The 17,904-nt window shown below is 73.0% G+C and carries 14 protein-coding genes and 1 tRNA gene; 10 read left to right on the top strand and 5 right to left on the bottom strand.

Annotated features, from left to right (window positions below; translation table 11 throughout):
• Positions 1-110: 110 nt before the first annotated feature.
• The 3 genes from J2S42_RS03110 to J2S42_RS41860 all read left to right on the top strand — a co-directional run bounded on the left by J2S42_RS03110 (position 111) and on the right by J2S42_RS41860 (position 1,430).
• A tRNA-Pro gene (locus J2S42_RS03110) sits at positions 111-184 on the top strand.
• A 447-nt stretch (positions 185-631) separates the two neighbouring features.
• Positions 632-889, top strand: coding sequence for a hypothetical protein (locus tag J2S42_RS03105; RefSeq protein ID WP_307234996.1), 258 nt, complete (start codon positions 632-634; stop codon positions 887-889).
• Positions 890-893: 4 nt separating this feature from the next.
• Positions 894-1,430, top strand: coding sequence for a hypothetical protein (locus J2S42_RS41860; protein ID WP_370879141.1), 537 nt, complete (start codon positions 894-896; stop codon positions 1,428-1,430).
• Here J2S42_RS41860 and J2S42_RS03100 read toward each other — a convergent pair.
• Positions 1,319-1,852, bottom strand: a complete 534-nt coding sequence (locus J2S42_RS03100; protein ID WP_307234994.1) for a hypothetical protein — start codon at positions 1,850-1,852, stop codon at positions 1,319-1,321. The two genes, J2S42_RS41860 and J2S42_RS03100, sit on opposite strands and share 112 nt — an antisense overlap.
• Positions 1,853-1,917: 65 nt before the next feature.
• On the opposite strand from J2S42_RS03100, the gene J2S42_RS03095 reads away from it, so the two are divergent.
• The gene (locus J2S42_RS03095) at positions 1,918-3,747 is read left to right on the top strand and encodes a hypothetical protein (protein ID WP_307234992.1); all 1,830 of its coding nucleotides are present in this window, start codon (positions 1,918-1,920) and stop codon (positions 3,745-3,747) included.
• Between the two features lie 290 nt (positions 3,748-4,037).
• Here the strand turns inward: J2S42_RS03095 and J2S42_RS03090 are convergent, their stop codons facing one another.
• Entirely contained in the window at positions 4,038-4,454 is a 417-nt protein-coding gene (locus J2S42_RS03090; protein WP_307234990.1) for a DUF7134 domain-containing protein, read from the bottom strand.
• A 476-nt stretch (positions 4,455-4,930) separates the two neighbouring features.
• Between J2S42_RS03090 and J2S42_RS03085 the strand changes: the two genes are divergently transcribed.
• Positions 4,931-6,316: a sugar transferase gene (locus J2S42_RS03085; protein WP_307234988.1), complete on the top strand. Its 1,386-nt coding sequence runs from the start codon at positions 4,931-4,933 to the stop codon at positions 6,314-6,316.
• A gap of 14 nt (positions 6,317-6,330) precedes the next feature.
• Here the strand turns inward: J2S42_RS03085 and J2S42_RS03080 are convergent, their stop codons facing one another.
• Positions 6,331-7,587 carry a DUF1501 domain-containing protein gene (locus J2S42_RS03080; RefSeq protein ID WP_307234986.1) on the bottom strand — a complete coding sequence of 419 codons (1,257 nt, stop codon included), beginning with the start codon at positions 7,585-7,587 and terminating at the stop codon, positions 6,331-6,333.
• 20 nt (positions 7,588-7,607) lie between these two features.
• The gene (locus tag J2S42_RS03075; protein WP_307234984.1) at positions 7,608-8,876 is read right to left on the bottom strand and encodes a DUF1800 domain-containing protein; all 1,269 of its coding nucleotides are present in this window, start codon (positions 8,874-8,876) and stop codon (positions 7,608-7,610) included.
• A 188-nt stretch (positions 8,877-9,064) separates the two neighbouring features.
• On the opposite strand from J2S42_RS03075, the gene J2S42_RS03070 reads away from it, so the two are divergent.
• The 5 genes from J2S42_RS03070 to J2S42_RS03050 are packed head-to-tail and all read left to right on the top strand — an operon-like array spanning position 9,065 to position 16,331.
• Positions 9,065-10,198 carry a glycosyltransferase gene (locus J2S42_RS03070; RefSeq protein ID WP_307234982.1) on the top strand — a complete coding sequence of 378 codons (1,134 nt, stop codon included), beginning with the start codon at positions 9,065-9,067 and terminating at the stop codon, positions 10,196-10,198.
• A complete protein-coding gene (locus J2S42_RS03065; RefSeq protein WP_307234980.1) occupies positions 10,185-11,369 on the top strand; it encodes a glycosyltransferase in 1,185 nt (394 codons plus the stop codon). Before J2S42_RS03070 ends, J2S42_RS03065 begins: the two co-directional genes overlap by 14 nt.
• Positions 11,366-12,583 carry a glycosyltransferase gene (locus J2S42_RS03060; protein ID WP_307234978.1) on the top strand — a complete coding sequence of 406 codons (1,218 nt, stop codon included), beginning with the start codon at positions 11,366-11,368 and terminating at the stop codon, positions 12,581-12,583. The genes J2S42_RS03065 and J2S42_RS03060 overlap by 4 nt, the downstream gene beginning before the upstream one ends.
• Complete coding sequence (locus tag J2S42_RS03055; protein WP_307234977.1) at positions 12,574-13,776, top strand: glycosyltransferase family 4 protein; 1,203 nt, start codon at positions 12,574-12,576, stop codon at positions 13,774-13,776. Before J2S42_RS03060 ends, J2S42_RS03055 begins: the two co-directional genes overlap by 10 nt.
• On the top strand, positions 13,776-16,331 hold the full coding sequence (locus J2S42_RS03050; protein WP_307234975.1) for an O-antigen ligase family protein: 2,556 nt from the start codon (positions 13,776-13,778) through the stop codon (positions 16,329-16,331). Before J2S42_RS03055 ends, J2S42_RS03050 begins: the two co-directional genes overlap by 1 nt.
• Here J2S42_RS03050 and J2S42_RS03045 read toward each other — a convergent pair.
• Positions 16,304-17,692, bottom strand: a complete 1,389-nt coding sequence (locus J2S42_RS03045; protein WP_307234973.1) for a hypothetical protein — start codon at positions 17,690-17,692, stop codon at positions 16,304-16,306. The two genes, J2S42_RS03050 and J2S42_RS03045, sit on opposite strands and share 28 nt — an antisense overlap.
• Between the last annotated feature and the right edge of the window lie 212 nt (positions 17,693-17,904).

Raw genomic sequence — 17,904 nt, 5'->3', positions numbered from 1 at the left:
GGTGGGTAATCCCCTTGGGGTCATAGCTGGGGTGGAGGGGGTGCGTGTGGTGTGGGGGAGGGCTGCGCTAGGCTATGTGCACTGCCGCGGGGAGCGATTCCGGCGGCGGGCGGGACGTGGCGCAGTTTGGTAGCGCACCTGACTGGGGGTCAGGGGGTCGTCGGTTCAAATCCGGCCGTCCCGACAAACGAAGAAAGGCCGCTGGATCCGGGGGAAGCCCAGATCGGCGGCCCTTTTTGATTATCCGGTATCCGTGGTTCGCGAACGAGTTCGCAGGTGGCAGGCGAGGTAAGGACGACACCGCGCCGCAGTCGTTATACCGTGCGGCCCTCCGGAACACCCTTGTGCCAAGCAGCGAGTGGTGCCATCCCGGGTGCGTGGAAAGGGATGGTGGCGGGCCCGGAAGTTGTGGGAGTCGTCGGGACCGTCCGGCGCGCGTGGCAGGAGTCCGCGTCAGGTCTGCCGATTCCCAACGTCCACGGACCACCCAGGCGTACTGCACACCGGACAGCATCGCATCCGGCGCACCGGCGGCAAGATTCCAAGGTACGCGAACCGGGCGGCCCGAGGGCGGGGAGCAGGAGGCTATGCGTCCGGCTGCCGGATCTCGACCGGGCGCGGTCGGCATCCGGTGGAAGAGGCAGTGCGCGGGCGGCGGGTCGGTGGGCTGCTGTGTTACCGCTGCGGGCCGGGCCGGTGGGAGGAGCACGTCGATCCGTGGCTCGTGGCCGCCTGGCACGGCGCCGGGCCGCTCGCCGCGGTCGAACCCGCGGCCGGGCCGGACGGGCCGCGGGACTTCCGGATGCTGACCGCGGTGCTGGAGCAGCCGCGGCCGAAATCCGCCGGACAGGCCGGTCTGGCACTGCTCGAGCCGTACCCATCCGTGTGATCGGGTGTTGAGCGACGAGGCGTGGGGGCGGATCGCCGGGGAGGCGATGGCGCAGATCGGACTCGCACGGTACGGCGATGCCGGTGCGGTGCGGTGGGTAGCGGTGCGGCACGGCGCCGACCACATTCACATCGTGGCCGCGCTGGTGCGGAAGGACCGGCGTACCGAACGGGCTCGGCGCGACCGGTGGCGGGCCCAGGCTGCGTGCCGCGATCTGGGGGAACGCTACGGCCTCTACCGCGTCGGCGCTGCCGGCCGGGCGTACCGCCCGGCCGGCAGCCCGCGAGCGGCACCAGGCCCGCCGCCTGGGCCGGACGAGTACCGACCGGGATGTGCTGCGGCAGGAGGCCCGGTTCGCGGCCGCCGCGGCGAGTACAACGGAGGAATTCTTGCCCCGCTGGGATTGGATCCGGCGAACATGCGCCGGGTTCAACGGATCGCCGCGCCGGCGAACGCCTCGGCTACCGGCGTCCAGGTGGACGGGTCGTCCGGGTCCGCGAACGTCATGCGTCCACGGTCCGCTCCAGCTCGGCCTGGGTGATGTAGCGGCCGTTGTCCCGATCCGTCACGGAAAGGCGGTAAGGGCCGTCGAACGGCATTCGGCACGCCCACGCGGATCCCCGGCCAGATCGTCGCCTTCGTCGTGCCGTTCGAGTACCACATCGGGTGCTCGCCGTAGAACCCCTTCGACGGGACCTCGAACGGCCCGGACCGCGCCTCGAGCACGCCCACCGGCGCGGTCGACGACGCGGCCACCGGCGTCGTGCCGGCTGGGCCGGAGGATTTCGATGACCGCGATCGAAGGCCGCCCGGCTCACGCGCTGATCTGTGACCGCTCATCAGCAACCCCGGCTGAACACAGCGACAGCCTTGATCGATCATTTCGTCCGCCGGGTTGCCGGCCAGGTCCGCCGCCCACAGCCGGCCGCCGTAGGCGAACGGACACCGCACCCAATTGTCCACAGCCGAGGTGACGGCACAGGGGCCACGTTGCTCAGCCGGCATCGACCGGACCGATAATGTCCGGTATGGCCATCACCGTGACCACCGCGCACAGCAGCGATCAAGGGGCACGTCCGCTGCCGTTCTCGGTCATGCTGACGCCGCGTCCAGGCGCGACCGAAGACTTGATTGCGGTCGGCCGCCGCTACTGGACCGCTGCCGGGCTCGACGAACGTGACCGAGTGGTATGGGCCGAGAAAGCCGGCGCCGTCGGTGGTGGGTCGCGTCCGCACGTGACGGCCGCCGCCGGCGTCATCGCTGAGGTAGCCGGCGTCAGCTGCGGTACATGCGGCGAGCAGCCCTGGCAGCCGAGATCACGAACGGCATTCGAGGAGCTGGTACGTGCCGGAGGGCCCGGATCCGGGTGCGCCGCCTGTGACGAGGACATGCGGCTTGCGGTAGCGCGGGAGTCGGACCCGGCCTCCACCGCACGGCGGCAAGCCGAGATCCAACGGCAACGGGCCAGCACGTTGCAGCGGGCCGTCGCCAAGGAGTGGGACGATCGCCGACGGCAGGCCGTCTATGCGAAGTACCCCGTACAACTGCACATGACCGTACCGATGGAACTGCCCGTCGAGACGGAAGCCGCCACTCTCGCCTGCCTGCGGTTCGCCTCCGGAACGCAGCCCATCCCACCGCTGGACACGTGGTCGATGCCGTTGAGCCCAGACGAGAACTGGACTCGTGACCTGGCCGCGGGATGGTTGCACGGGGAGCTGCTGCGAGTGGACCCGCGAAGTGCCCTGTCGGCCTTCAGCTGGCAGTCCTCGCTCCAGGACGAGCTCGACGTGGTGGAGCAAGCATCATGGGAATCGGTCCTGGAGGTTCTTCCCCCGCCTGTGATCCGACGAATTCATCCTCCGGCGGTCTTGTGGTACAGCCCTTACGGGCCTACGGCGAGGGCCGGGGCCGACCAGCTGGACGAGCATCTGGTTCGCCGGCTCGACCCGGCGCGCATGTCGGCATCGAGGCAAGAGCAACTTCTAGACCTGATCATCAAGGTGCTGGTGCGCGAGACCGTCCGCTATTTCGAGTTCCGGCTCACCGAGTTCAACCTGCCGCCTGTACCTGACAACCACCGTCCCCGTCTGCTCGCAGCAGCGGACAAGGCCGGCTCGGTGCGGACACTGGGAGAGCTGTACAGCCTGGCGTGGCGGGCTACGAAAAATGCGGCAAGTACGGCGCAGGCAAAGCGATATGTCCCGCGCGAACACACGACCACCCACGCGGTGAACCTGTTCGAGCAGCTGGCCCACCGTGCCACCGCCGAGCCGGAATGGGAACCGGGACATTGGCACGAGGACAGCAGGCTGCCACTGTCCGCGCTGACCCGGCTTCTGTTTCTCGGCCTGCTCAACGCTTCCCCGATGGAGACCTCCGTGGCCGGCATAGCCGCCGGGCTGCCCGAACCGGCAATCGTCACACCGGAGTTCTGGTCACACGCTGACCTCGGCGTGGAGCCCACGACGAAGCCGACGACCGGCGACCAGGATGACGACGAACCCGACGTGTCACCCGATCCGGTTATTGAGAAGATCGTTCGCGATCTCGCGGAGCTGACCACGGAGCGCGGGACCGACATGGTGCTGACCGCGCTGTGGCACAGCCGGCTTGACTTTCCGCTGGGAGAAAGCGGGGCCACTGCCTGGTATCGAGAAGGCACCGAGGCAATGTGCCGGGCCGGCAGAACGGTGCTGAACGTCACCGGCGACTCGGGCCTGGCGATCCTCGCGGCAGCCGCCGCCGCGTCGGCGCTGCCGTTCCCGGTGGTCGACGATGAGGGTGACCAGACGACCGTCGGCCGCGTGCTCGCGGCGCGACTGCTCGAGCTTGCACAGCACGACTGGGTTCCATAGCGGGCGGGCGCCGGTAGGCAGGCTCGTGTTCTCGGGCGGCCCGGCTGGGTCGCCGGAGATGAGGATCAGTCTTGGGTGCCCTTAGGTAACGATCTTGGTGTCGCGCTCCGGCGCCGGCGGGAGAAGGTCCTGCCGCGTCGGTCGTGCCGTGCGTGCGGCACGGCGCCACGGGCCGGGCGGCTGAGGAGGCCCGCCGCCGGGACAAGCACCGGTGGTGGAGGCGGTGGCGAGGGTTCCGATCGCGGGTGGAAGGCAGTCCACCGCCGAACGCGAACACTGGGCGCGACGCCTCAGAAAGCAGGATCCCCTTGTTCGCACGCCTTTCCGGTCGCGCCACCGCGATCGCGGCCGGCATGAACCGTACCGCCGGCCAGGCAGCCGGTCACCGCGGACCCCAGAGCCAACAGCCGTACGCGCGCCGACATCACCCGGGCGGCGACCGTGTAGACGACGACCGTCTGGGCGGCGTTGGCCGGCAACGGGATCGGCACGACCAGCAGCTGCACCGCGAACATCGCGGCCGACCAGCCCAGCACCGCAGCGGGGTGCCGCCGCCGCACGGCCAGCGCGACGATCGTGGCCGTGGCCACGGCCAGCCCCACCGGACCCGCGACCATGAGGCTGGACAGGCCGAAGACGAGCCAGAACAGCACGGTGAACGAGACGTCGAGCAACACCCCCGCGCCGACCGGTGGGCGCGGGGGCATCCGACGGCCGGGCCATCGATCCCGGAGGGCCGCATCAGCGTAGGCACGCCCGTCGCCGGTTATCTCCCGGAACAGTGACAATCGTCATCAGGGCTGATCCGCGCGCGGTGCGCCGATCGCGTGCAGCGGCCGGCTCGACAGCGTGTCCGATAATCGGGTTGCCGGCGCATCGAGGGCCGGTGTTCGCTGATCCGTCGCCGGAATCGGCCGTCCGCCGTGCTCCGGGCGGGACCGGACGAGCCCGCCTGAACATGACAGAAGCCGTCTACACAGCGCGAGCCGGCCGCCGTATCCTGCTGTGTGCCGCCTGAGCGAACGTGATACGCGGCAATGGCCACGGGGGGCCCATGGGTATGTCGAGTGCATCGGTCGGTGTCGGGAAAGCGGTGGATGATTCGGGGGCGCGAATACCTGGCCCCCGGACGGGCGAAGGTGACCGGGCGGCGGACCCGCGGCGGGACGGTGCGGCGCCGACCGTGGTGCTTCCCTATGCGGTGTCCCGCGCCGCCACGCGTACCCAGGGCCTGCGTGCCTGGATGGTCGCGGCGCCGGTGGACGTTGCCGCGCTGCTGTTCCCGCTGCTGTTCACCGACCGTTACTGGCGCGGCACGCTGTTCGCGGCGGGGCTGACGGTTGCGATCTTCGCGGCGGGTGGGCTTTACCGGCCGCGTCGTCAGGTGAGCGTGCTGGACGAGCTGCCCAGCCTCTGTGGCCGGCTGCTGGCCTCGGCCGGGATCGTGGCGATCATCGCGGCGATGCGGCACGACTCGGTCGACTACGTCACCGGCATGATGCGCTGGCTGGCCTGTTCGGCTGCGCTGGTCATCGTCGGCCGGGCGATCACCAGGACGATGGTGGTGATCGCCCGCCGGCGGCGCTGGGTGTCACACAACGCGCTGGTCGTCGGCAGCGGGCCGGTGGCCGCCGAACTCGGCCGTCTGCTGCGTCGCAACCCGCGTTACGGCCTGCGGTTCGTCGGCTGCGTCGACGATCCGCCGGCGGCCGGGGAGCCGTCGGAGGCCGGGGGGCCGCCGCTGGTCGGCACGCTGGCCGGGATCGAGCAGGCGATCGAGATGGTGGAAGCGGACGTGCTGGTCGTCGCGGAGCCGCGATGCTCCGAGGCGGAGCTGATGGAACTGCTGCGCAGCCCGGTGTGCGCGGCCTGTGACCTGTGGATGGTGCCGCTGCTGTGGGGGTCCCGGTTGCAGGGCCGGGTGCCCGACCATATCGGCGCGATTCCCGTCGTCCACATCCGGCACACCGTCTTCGGGGGCCCGCGCTGGGTGCTCAAGCGGGCCTCGGACGTCGTCGTCGCCTCGCTCGCGCTGCTCGTGCTGAGCCCGGTCTTCGCCCTGTGCGCGATCGCCACCCGGCTGACCCTGGGCCGGGGGATCTTCTTCCGGCAGGAGCGCATCGGGCGGTACGGGAAGCCGTTCCAGCTGATCAAATTCCGTACCCTGCGCGTCGCCGCCGGCGATGCCGCCACTGACGGCGACACCAGATGGTCCGTCGCGAACGACGACCGGGTGGGACCGGTGGGCCGGTTCCTGCGCCGTACGTCGTTGGATGAACTGCCCCAGTTCTGGAACATCCTGCGCGGTGACATGACCGTGGTGGGGCCGCGGCCCGAGCGCCCGTACTTCGTCGAGAAGTTCTCGGCGGAGCTGCCCGAGTACGCCATGCGGCACCGCGTTCCCGTCGGGCTGACCGGGCTTGCCCAGGTCAGCGGCCTGCGCGGCGACACGCCGATCTCCGATCGGGCGCGGTTCGACAACTACTACATAGAGAACTGGTCGCTCTGGCTGGACGTCAAGGTGGTGCTGCGCACGATCGCGGAGGTGCTGCGCGGCGGCGGTCGCTGATCGGCGGGTCGCGATCAGGCCGGCGCTATGAACGGCAGGAGCGACCCGCGGTACCCGTCGATGTACTGGGCGGGATCGGCCTGCAGCACGGAGGCCAGGACGGTGCCGAAGACCGCGCGGAAGTCCGTCGACGCCTTGAGGTCGCCGTCGTCCAGGTCGACCAGGCTCGGCTGCTCGCCGTACAGCCCGCCCACCACCCGGGGTCCCAGCGCGAACACCGGGCCGGCCGTGCCGTGGTCGGTGCCGTCGGAGGCGTTGGCGCGCACCCGCCGGCCGAACTCGCTGTAGACGACCACCGTGACGTCCTGCCCGGCGGGCGTGCGCGCCATCGCGGCGACGAAGGTCGTCAGCGCGTCGTCCAGCTGCTTGAGCAGCGCCTCGTGCCCGGTGCGTTCCTCCGCGTGGGTGTCGAACCCGCCGAGACTCACCGAGTAGACCTGGGTGGGCACGCCGGCCTCGATGCAGCGGGTCACCAGGGCGAGCTGAGCGGCCAGCGCGTTGCCCCCGCCGGTTCCGGTCGCCGCGGTCGGTGCGTCGAGCGTCGCGTCGGCCGTGGTGCCGGGGTGGTCGGTCTCCTGCAGGACCTGGGCCATGGTGACCAGGTCGCCGTACGAGGCCGCGGCGTGGCGCTGCAACTCCGGCTCGCCCGGTTCGGCCCGGCCCAGCGCCGTCACCAGGTCGGCGTTGACCCACGACGGCAGGGTCAGGCCCCGGTAGCTCACGCAGGCACCGATGCGTGACCGGCCCACCAGCAGGGGCGGGAGCACGGACTCGAAGCTGACCGCCGCCTCCAGCGGTGCGTTGGTGCCGTCCAGCCAGCGCCCCACCCAGCCGGTGCTGACCGGTTCGGCCGGGGAGGCGGTCTGCCAGATGTCCATCGACCGGAAGTGGCTGCGGTCGGGTCGCGGGTAGCCGACCCCGAGCATGATGGCCAGCCGCTTGTCGTCCCACATCCGCCGGAGGCCGGTCAGCATCGGGTTGAGCCCGAGGGCGTCGTCGAGGCGGAGCACCTCCTCCGGCTGGTAGGCCAGCTCGGGACGCGCCGCCCAGTAGCCCGGGTCGGCGTACGGGATCACGGTGTTCAGCCCGTCGTTGCCGCCGTACAGCGTCACCAGCACGACCTTGGCCGGTCCGCCGGAGGTGGGCGACGGTTCCCGGTCGGCGGTGCGCAGCAGCTCGGCCAGGCTCAGCCCGGCGGCGCCGGCCGCCAGCGCGGCGCCGCCGGCCACGCCCGAGGCCAGCAGGAACCGGCGTCGTGTCACCACGTCCATCTCAGGTCACCAGGCCCATCTCAGGTCACCAGGTATTCCGGGCTCACCAGGCCGAGCGTCAGCAACAGCCGGGTGTTGGTCACCTCGCGGAGCACCGCGTGCGTCCGGTTGGTCCACCGGTCGAGGCCCAGCAGGTATGCGACGTCCTCCGGGCTCATCCGGCCGGGATCGAGCAGCCTGACCAGCTTGGCCGCCAGGGTCAGCCGGACGTGGGCGGCGGCGGAGGTCAGCCACGCGGCGCCGGACGGCCAGCCGCCCACGCTGGGCGGGGTGAACGGGCGCTGGCCCAGACCGGCGAGGCCGTCCAGGATCTGGGTCATGGTCTCGGCTGGTGCGTCGGCGGGTTTCAGGCCGAGCTGGCGCATCGCGCCGACGAGCCACTCCACCGGCTGCTTGACCATCGTGCCGGCGGTGGCCCGGAACGCGTCCTCGGTGAAGAGCACCCGCAGCATGGCCCTGGGGTCGGGGAACTCGGCGGCCATCCGTTCCTGTACGTCCGCCGGGATCGGGACGGCGGACGAGGCGTAGCGGAACCACAGCCGGGAGGCGATGAAGCGGGGGCACGCCGGGTTCCGGAGCAGCAGTTCGACGAGGGCGTGGGCGTCGTGCCGGCCGGTCACGCCCAGCACCGTCTTGGTGCCGGGGTCGTGGCGGCGCGGGTCGAACACCGTCCGCTCGCCGCCGAGGTCGATCTGCCAGCCGGTCAGCGTCCGGCCGGCCTCCTTCACGTCGGTCTCGCCGTACTGCCCGATGCCGAGCAGGAACAGCTCGAACAACTCCCGGGCGAGGTTCTCGTTCGGCGCGTCCTTGGCGTTCAGCTGCCCGTCCAGCCAGTGGACCAGGGCGGGGTCGACGACCATGCCGTGCGCCAGCGCGCCGATGTCGCCGGCCTGACGCATCGTGCGGTGCTGCGCGAGGATCAGCTGCGGGCTCTTGACCTTCGTGATCGAGGTCGCCCAGTGCCCGTGCCAGAAGAACACCAGCTTCTCCGCGGCCTGGTGGTCGGCGACCGTCATCCGGTCCAGCCACCAGCGGCTGAGCTGCTCGGCCTGCTCGCGGCGCCGCTCGTCGGCGGCGGCCCGCTGCGCGTCGGACGGGTTCTTCTGGCCGGCGTACGGGTCGCGGCCGAGCTGGGGGAGAGGCGCCCTGCTCGCACCGATGTCCGGGCCCGGCGGGAAGAGCGTCGTGGACACGGTGGCGGTAAAGCCCGCCTTCCGCGCCGCGGCCAGCTCCGCCGCGGTCGGGCCGAATCCGGCACGACGCAGCAGCAGAGCTACGTCATCGGACACCACCGCACGATACCTCACGGCGTAACCGGCCGCCGCGCCCGGAAGCGATGCTGTGGATCACCATCGGACGGCCGGTGAGCCGCGTCACCCGCGGTGGCCGACGCCAAGGTCATGGCGGCGGTCAGCGCTGGCCGGCCTGCGGTAGCATCCCGCACCGGACCGTCGTGTCCATGTCGGGGGAGGACCGGGTGACGACCGCTGGGCACGGCCATGACGCGGAACCGCAGCAGCGGAACCGGCCGCTCGACGGGCGCTCCGTCGCGCTCGTGCACGAGTGGTACGGCGCTACCGGCGGCTCGGAGAGCGTGTTTCGGCACATCGCCGAGCTCGTCCCGCACGGGCAGCGGTTCGTGCTGTGGAAGGACCGCGACGTGACCGAGCCCGGGCTGCGCGAGTCCTGGCTGGCCCGGACCCCGCTGCGAGCGGCCAAGGCGGCCGCGCTGCCGGTGATGCCGCTGGTCTGGCGCACGCTGACCCGCGAGCGGTTCGACGTGGTCATCTCCTCCAGCCACGCCTTCGCGCACACCGTACGGCTCGGTCCCCCCGAACGGACCCGCTACCTCAGCTACGTGCACTCGCCCGCCCGGTACGTGTGGAGCCCGGACTTCGACGGCCGGGGCAGCGGCCGCCTGCTGGCCGGGCCGCGCCGCGTCCTGCAGAGCGCCGACGTGCGACTCAGCCGCCACGTGCACAGCTACGCCGCCAACTCCCGTGAGGTGCGCGATCGCATCCGGCAGCACTGGCGGCGCGACGCCGTGGTGATAAATCCGCCGGTCGACGTGGACTTCTACACCGCGGCGCCGGCGGCCGACCGGGCGCAGCCGCGCGACTACCTGCTCGGGGTCGGGCGGTGGATCCCGTACAAGAAATTCGACCTGATCATCGCGGTCGCGGACGCCGCCGGGCTGCCGCTGGTGATCGCGGGATCGGGACCGGAGGAGGCGCATCTGCGCCGCCTCGCCGCGCGGGCCGGCGTTCCGGTCACCTTCGAGGTCCGGCCCGGCCCGCAACGGCTGCGGCGGCTGTACTGGGGCGCGCGGGCGCTGGTCTTCCCCGTGCACGAGGACTTCGGCATCGTCCCGGTCGAGGCGCAGGCCTGCGGTACGCCGGTGCTGGGACTGCGCCGCGGCGGACTGCTGGACACGGTGGTGGACGGGGAGACCGGCCTGCTCACCGACGACACGGACCCGCGCGTCCTGGCTCCTTTGGTACGGCGGACGGCGGAGCTGTCCCCGGAGCGGATGACGGCGAACGCGGCGACGTTCTCGCGGCGGGCGTTCGAGGAGAAGCTGACCGCGTGGATACACCATGAGTGCGGCTGACGCGCCGCTGCGCGTGTTGCATGTCAGCCACACCGCGCATGCCGGGGGAGCCGAGCTGGCGCTGGCACGCCTGCTGTCGCAGGAGCCGCCCTGGTCGGCAACCGTCTGTGCGCCGGCGGCCGGGGACGCGTTCGCGCAGCTGGAACGCCGCGGTGTGGAGGTCCGGCGGTGCCTGCCCGACCTGCCCACCGGCGGCACCCGCGGCCGCGACCCGGTGCTCGCCGTGCGCTACCTGGCGGCGCTGCGGGCCGGCGCCCGGGCGTTGCGGTCCAGCTCGCTGCTGGGCGAGACCGACGTCGTGCACGCCAACACCGCGGCCGCCGCGATCATGTGCGCGCTGGCCCTCCGGGGTACGTCCGTGCCGCTGGTCGTGCACCTGCGTGACCTGGTCACCGCGGACAGCCTGGGCCGTTTCGCCCTCGCCGCGTTCTCCGGGACGGGGCTGCGCCGGGCCGCCGGTGCGATCGCCAACTCGCGGTCCACGCTGGAGTCGGCGGCCGGCCGGCTCAGCCCCGCGGTGCCCGGCGTGGTGATCCCCAGCCCGATCGGACTGACCCGGCCGGCCACCGCACCCACCGTCCGCCGGACCGTACGGACGGTGGGCATGCTCGGACGCCTGCAACCGTGGAAGGGACAGCACGTCTTCCTCGAGGCGTTCGCCCGCGCCTTCGCCGGCACGGACGTGCGCGCCCACCTCGCCGGCGCCGCCCTGTTCGGTGCGGCCGGGTACGCCGAGCAACTGCGCCGGCGGGCCGGCGAACTGGGCATCTCCGGCCAGGTGACGTTCCTCGGGCACGTGGACGACGTAGCGTCCTTCCTCGACTCCGTGGACGTCGTGGTGCACGCCTCCACCCGGCCGGAGCCGCTGGGCCAGACGGTGCTCCAGGGCCTCGCGTACGGCCGGCCGGTGATCGCGTCGGCCGGCGGCGGGCCCGGGGAGTGGATCACCTCGGGCGTCAACGGGCTGCTGGTGGAGCCCGGGGATCCGGCGGCGCTGGCCGCGGCGCTGACCGGCCTGGCCGAGTCGTACGAGGTGCGCGCCCGCCTCGCCGCCGCGGCGTTCCGGACCACCGGCATCCTCACCGACCGCGAGTGCGCGGCCGCGCACGGCGAGTTCTTCCGCGCGGTGGCGCGGCGATCCGCCGTCCCGGGCGGACGGGCGGCCGCGTGACCGGCGCGACGGTGGACCGGCCACAGCTGCGGATCGCCTACGTGCTGGCCCGTCCCACCGGCTACAGCGAGACGTTCGTCGACTCCGAGATACGCGCGGTGCGGGCCACCGGCGCGGCGGTCGACGTCTTCCCGGCCACCGACGCCGGCGGCGGGCGCGCGGCCGGCGCCGCCCTGCTGGCCCGCGTCGCGGCCCGGCACCCGGTCCGGCTGCTGCGCGGTGTCCGCACGCTCGGCCTCTCGTACGGCGCGCGGGCCTGGCTGGCCGCCGCCACCGCGATCCGCCTCGCCCCGGCGGTCGCGGCGGCCCGCCCGGACATCGTGCACGCGCACTTCGTGAACCTGCCCACCGCGATCGCCGTACTGGTCGCCCGCGACCTCGGCGTGCCGGTGACGGCCACCGCCCACGCCGCCGACTTCCTGCTGGACCGGCACCGGGCGGCCCTGCGCCGCCGGCTGCTCGCGCTGAGCCACCTCTTCGTCATCTCCGCCGCGACCGCCGGGCAGCTCGCCGAGCGGGGAGTGCCGATGACCCGGGTGCCGCACGGGGTGGTCCGCGCCGCGTTCGACGGCGTCATGACGCCCCGGGCGGCGAGCCGCGGCGGCTCCGGCACCCGGCTCGTCACCGTCGCCCGGCTGGTCGGCAAGAAGGGCATCGACACCGTGATCGAGGCCGTGGCCCGGCTCGTCGCCGCCGGCCGTGACGTGACCTACGACGTGTACGGCGACGGCCCCCTGCGGGCCCGGTTGGAGCGCCTCGCCGCCGACCGGGGCGCCGGCGCCGCGGTGACCTTCCACGGGGCCGTGCCGCACAGCACCGCGGTCGGGGCACTGGCCGTAGCCGACGTCGCGGTGCTGCCCTGCCGCAGCGACGCCGACGGCGACCTCGACGGCATTCCGGTCTTCCTGATGGAGGCCGCGAGCCGTCACGTCCCGGTCGTCACCACCGCCGTCTCCGGCATCCCCGAACTGGTCGACGACGACAGCGGCCGGCTGGTGCCACCGGACGACGCGGCCGCTCTGGCCGAGGCGGTCGCGCAGGTGATCGACGACCCGGATCGGGCGGCGCACCGGGCGGAGCTGCTGGCCGGGCGGGTCGCGACGGAGTTCTCGCCGCAGTTGCAGGCGCAGCGGCTGCTGGCGACCTGGTACGGTCTCGCCCGCCCGTCGAACCGGACGGTGGCCCGTGACCGGCGGAGGCGTCGATGGACCTGACCGTCGTGTGCAGTTACTTTCCGCTGCCGGCGGACCGGGGCGACCCGGTGCGGGTGTTGATGATGCTGCGGGCGCTGGCGCGCGTACGGGCGTACACCCTGCTCGTGGTGCGCCGGGCCGAGACCACCCAGGAACAGGTCGACGAGTTGAGGGAGATGTTGCCAGGCGTGCGGGTCGAGGACTTCCCGGCCACCCCGTACCGGCTGGGCCGGCTCGGACCGGCCGGACGGTACCCGGAGGCGCTGGCCGCCGGCATGCCGCCGTGGGTACGCAGCCGGTACAGCCGGCCGATGCACGCGCGCCTGCGGGCCCGGACCGGCCTCGGGCTGGCCATCGGCGAGGCCGCCGGCGCGTACCTGCCGGGCACCCGGCTGCGCTGGCACTGGGACAAGGCCAACGTGCTGGCCGACAGCACCCGCCAGGACGTCGCGGAGGCGTCCGGCGTCCCGCACCGGCTGCGGGCCCGGCACCTGGTGACCGCGTCCACCCGGTTCGAGGCGGCGGCGCTGGCCTGCTGCGAGACGGTGTCGGTCACCAGTGATGCGGAGGCCGCACGGTTGCTGCGGTGGCACGGCCGGACCGCGAGCTTCACGCTGGCCAGCTGCGTGCCGATCCCGGCCTGGCACACGCCGCAGCCGGCCGCGCGAGCGCTCGTCTGGCTGGGCAGCTTCGCCTACCGCTCCAACCTGCTGGGCCTGCGCCGCTTCCTGGCCGAGGGCTGGACGCCGCTGCGTCGCGCCGGCTATACGTTGACGCTGGTCGGATCCGGGCTGACCGACCGGTCCCGGGCGGACCTGGCGGCGTACGACGGCGTCACCGTGGCCGGTTACGCCGAGGACCTGCGCCCGGTTCTGGGCCGCGCCGCAGCGGCGGTGGTGCCGCTGTGGAGCGGTGCCGGGGTCAAGCTCAAGACGCTGACCCTGCTCGCCCACGCGGTACCGGTGTTCAGCACGACGATCGGCGCGGAGGGTGTCCCGGCCACGGCCGCGGTGCGGATCGCCGACACCCCCCAGGGGCTGGCCGAGGCGATCCTCGGCACCTCCCGGGCGGACCTGGACGCGATGGCCGTCGAGGGCCCGCGCCTGATCCACGCCGAACTCTCCGAAGAGCGTTTCGCCGAGCGGCTGGTCCGGTCGCTGACCCGCTGCGGATATCTGGATGCGGCCGGCACGCCCGCGGCCGAGGGGTGCTGATGTCCACCCGCAAGATGGCGTCGGCCACCCTGGCCAACCTGCTGATTCCGCTCAGCGGCCTGCTGACGAGCCCGTTTCTGTCCCGGGAGCTGGGGCCCGAGGGGCGCGGCCTGTACGCCGCGCTCACCCTGCCGATCATCGTCTGTGGATGGTTGGGCACGGCCGGACTACAGGACGCACTGGCCTACCACCTGCGCGAAGGCCGGCTGTCCCGGCGGGCCGCGGCCACGGTCAGCCTGGTCGCCGCGGTGCCGCTGGGCCTGGTCGGCGTGGCGCTGCTCGCCGTGGTGGGCCTGTTCGTCTTCGCCGACGACCGCGGCCACCACGACCAGCTGCTGGTGCTGGCGTTGTTCGCACCCGCGCACATCCTGGCCAACCTGCTCATCGGCGCGCTGACCGGTGCATCGGACATTCGCGGGGTCAACCTGGTCAAGGTGGTGCCGGCGCTGGTCCGTACCGTCCTGGTCGTCATCGCCTGTCTTGCCTTCGACCTCAGCGTGTTCTGGGCCGGGCTGCTGTTCCTGGCGTCGGTACTGGCCGGCCTCGCCCTCGGGCTCGCCCGCCTCCTGCGGGCCGGACCTCCGGCCGATTCCCGAGCCGACCAGGGTGTGCCCGTCCGTTCGCTGCTCGCGTACTCGTTGATGTGCCTGCCCGGCGTGCTGGCGGGGATCTCCACCGCCCGCCTGGACCAGATCATCGGACTGCCGGTGATCGGAGCGAAGGAGCTCGGTTATTACGCTGTCGCCGTCTCGGTCGCGGAGATTCCCATGGTGATCGGCGTCGCCGCCCGTACCGTGCTGATGGGCCGGCCGTCGGCGGCGGACCGTCGCCTGGCCGCCCGGCCGGCGCGGCTGGCCACGCTCGCCTCGCTGGTCGCCTGCGCTGCGCTGGCGGCGGCCGCCCCGCTGGCCGTGCCGTGGGTCTTCGGCGGCGCCTTCGCCCCGGCCGTGCTGCCCACCGTGATCCTGTGCGCCGCCACCGTGCTGTACACCAGCGTGGTCATCATGGGCGCCGTCCTGCTCGCCGACGGCCGGCCGGGCCGCTCGTCCGCCGCCCTGGTCGCGGGTGCGGTAGTGGGCATCGTCCTGCTGCTGGTCCTGGCGCCGCTCGGGGCGGTGGGCGCGGCCGTCGCCAGCCTCGCCGGCTACGGGGTCTCGCTCGCCGTGGCCGTGTGGGCCGTCGTCCGGGGCGGGCCGGGGTGGACGCCGCGCATGCTGACCGTTCCGTACGCCGACGACATCGCGGCCGCGTGGGACTGGATGCGGCGCAATCCGGCGGTCGCCCGCGTGACCGCACTGGCCCGCGGTACCGGCGTGGGCACGGCCGGCGCCGTCGTCCTGTTGAGCCTCGCGTGGCTGCGTACGGTCGTGCCCAGCCTGGTGGAGATGTCCATCAGCGGCCGGCCGGCGTTCAACGCCCCGGACGACGCCGTGCCCGGGGTGGCTGACGTCCTCGGTGACGCCATCAGCCTCGCCTTCGTCGCGGTCGCCGCCGCCCTGGCCGCGGTCGGCGTCCTGCGGGGCCGGCCGGACCGATGGCCGTGGCTGATGGTGGTGCTCGGGCCGCTGGCCGCGATCACCGTGGCCGGCCTGGTCAACCAGCAACCGCCCGGCCTGGTGACGCTGGCGCTGCTGCTGGCGGCGACGGCGCTGTGGTTGTGCCCGCCGGACCCGCGTGTGCTGATCGCGATCGGAGCCCTGGGCACGGCCTCGGCGGTCGTCTCGATCCTCATGGCGGTGCTCCGCCCGGATCTCGCCCTGATCTCCGGCGAGGCGGCCGGCGACAAGAGCGTGCTGCTCGGCGGTCTGCTGGCCGGCCCGTTCCTGCACTCCAACGTGCTCGGCATCGGGTTGGCGCTGAGCCTTCCGTTCGTCTTCGGCGTCCGCTCCCGACTGGTGCGTGGGGGGATGCTGCTGGTCGTGCTCCTGGCCGTGGCGTGGACCGGCGCGCGCACCGCCCAACTGGCGGTGGCCGCCGTCCTGCTCGTCCACCTGCTGATCCGGTACGCGCCGCGGCGGTGGCGCGGTAGCACCTGGCTGCTGTCGGCCCCGGTGGCGGGCGGGTTCGCACTGGTCGTGGTGGTGCCGCTGCTGACCCGGGACCCGGAGGGTTTCACCGAACGCGGCCGGATCTGGCAGGCACTGCTGGACCGGTGGGCCGACCGGCCGCTACTGGGCTGGGGTCCGGGCGTCTTCGACCGTCCCGAGCTCACGGACGCGCTCGGCGGCCGGTTCACCCACGGGCACAACGTCTCGGTGCACCTGCTGGTCGTGGGTGGGTTGCTGGCGGCGGTGCTGTTCGCCGGACTGGTGGTCCTGGCCTGGCGACAGTCGCTGGCGCCGGCCCGCGCCGGTCAGCCGGCCCCGGTGCTGTTCCTGGTCGCGCTGGCCCTCGTGTCGCTGCTGGAGGCGTCGCACGTGTCCACCACACTGACCGGATACCTGACCTGGCTGCCGCTGGTGCTGATCGTGCGGCTGGGACCGAGCCGGCCCGCCGCGCCGGTGGGCGGTGGGCCGGCCGAGCCGACTCAGAACAGGGTGGTGTCGCGGACGTAGTTGGCCACCCGGCGGAGCTGTCCGGCGCCGTCCACCGGAGCGGTCATCCGCAGCACCACCTGCCGGTCGATCGCGCCCTCGCTGCCGCCGCGCCAGAACGCCACGACGACCAGGCCGTACTGCTGCTCTCCGTCGATCTGCAACGTGCTCGACTCCGCGTACGCGGCAGTCGGCCCGGCGCCGATCCACTGTAGACCCCACGCCTCCTCGGCCTGGCGCATCGTCGTCTGCCGGTCCTTCGGGCACCCGTCCGGGCAGTCGCGGACGATCAGCTCACCGCCGGTCTGCAGATCGTCGCCGGCGGCCAGCCCGCATCGATACCGGGTGAAACCCGCCCCGCGCCCGTCCAGGACGCACTGCCAGGACATCGGGATCTTGAGAGTGAAGCCGACCCCCTCCAGCCCGGTGAGGGTGCGGATCCGGTCGGTGGGGGTGAACCGGGGCCAGGCGCCCGGCCACTCGCCGGCCTTGGGCGGCTCGATGCCCGGCGCCCGCGGCGGTGGGACCGGGACCGAAGCGGACGCGGACGCGGACTCGGCGGCGGCCGTCGGTTGCAGGACGCCCTCGGGCGACTCGTCGCCGCCGAGCGCCCACTGCCAGGCGAAGGCGCCGGAGCCGGCGACCAGCACGCCGATCACGACCGCGATCGTGATCCATCGACCGGTGCGCCGCGGCTTGGGCGGCACCGGCTGAATCCGCCGCACCGGTGACGTGAACGGATCCTCCATGTCCGGCATGGGCGTGCGCGGGCCGCCATGGGCGAACGGCTGCCCGGATATGGGTGGGCTCGACACCGGAGGGCCGGAGACCGGGCTGCCGTAGGCGAACGGCTGCCCGGATACGGGTGGGCTCGACACCGGCGGGCCGGACACCGGGCCGCCCGACGTGGGCCGGTCGGCCGCCGGGCCGGGGTGGCTCGGAGACGGCGAGACCGGCTGCTGTGGCGGCGTCGTCCAGGGGCCCGGCGCGATGATCGCATCGGCCGTGCCGTCGGCGGGCGGCCCGTCCACAGCGGTGGGCGCCGCGTTCGCGGCGGGCGTCTCGCCGGTGCCCGGTGCGACCGGACGGTACTGCTGGCCGAGGGAGAGGAAGATGCGCTCCGCGCCGGGCCCGTCGTCGGCCGGGCAGGCCACCCACGGTTCGGCGGCGGTGAAGTCCGCGTACAGGAAGGGCGGGCCGGGCCGCGGCTGATCCGGTGAGTTCGCCGCGGCGGCGAACGCGTCCCGCCAGCGCGCGTCGTTACCGGCGGTCAGTACCGCCACCGTCAGCGGCCGGCCCTGCACGTCGACGGCCGACCAGACGGTGCCGACCTGGCACGATCCCAGCACCTCGATGATGCGAAATGGTGTGTTCGCCAGCATCCCAGTCCCCCCTGTTGCCACTGCGTGCGGATCCTAACGACCCGTGTCTGCCTGGCAGATGCCGGGACGCCGACGTGGTTTCGCTGGTCCGGCCGGACCGGGCGGCGCCACCGCCGGAATCCGCCACGGCGGGATCCCGCCGAGCCCGTTGCCGGAGGCGTAAGGGGGAACGCCCCCGCCGTCGCCGCGTGCGGAGGAACCGGCGGGACCTG

The sequence above is a fragment of the Catenuloplanes indicus genome, from assembly GCF_030813715.1.
GTDB lineage: Bacteria > Actinomycetota > Actinomycetes > Mycobacteriales > Micromonosporaceae > Catenuloplanes > Catenuloplanes indicus.
Note: the sequence above shows the minus strand (reverse complement) of the source record. Positions and strands in the feature narration are given on the sequence as shown.

Excerpts from the sequence above, each read along its gene's own strand:
- J2S42_RS03095 (WP_307234992.1), top strand. The coding sequence starts at position 1,918 with ATGGCCATCACCGTGACCACCGCGCACAGCAGCGATCAAGGGGCACGT.
- J2S42_RS03090 (WP_307234990.1), bottom strand. The coding sequence starts at position 4,454 with ATGCCCCCGCGCCCACCGGTCGGCGCGGGGGTGTTGCTCGACGTCTCG.
- J2S42_RS03080 (WP_307234986.1), bottom strand. The coding sequence starts at position 7,587 with ATGGACGTGGTGACACGACGCCGGTTCCTGCTGGCCTCGGGCGTGGCC.
- J2S42_RS03065 (WP_307234980.1), top strand. The coding sequence starts at position 10,185 with ATGAGTGCGGCTGACGCGCCGCTGCGCGTGTTGCATGTCAGCCACACC.
- J2S42_RS03055 (WP_307234977.1), top strand. The coding sequence starts at position 12,574 with ATGGACCTGACCGTCGTGTGCAGTTACTTTCCGCTGCCGGCGGACCGG.
- J2S42_RS03050 (WP_307234975.1), top strand. The coding sequence starts at position 13,776 with ATGTCCACCCGCAAGATGGCGTCGGCCACCCTGGCCAACCTGCTGATT.
- J2S42_RS03045 (WP_307234973.1), bottom strand. The coding sequence starts at position 17,692 with ATGCTGGCGAACACACCATTTCGCATCATCGAGGTGCTGGGATCGTGC.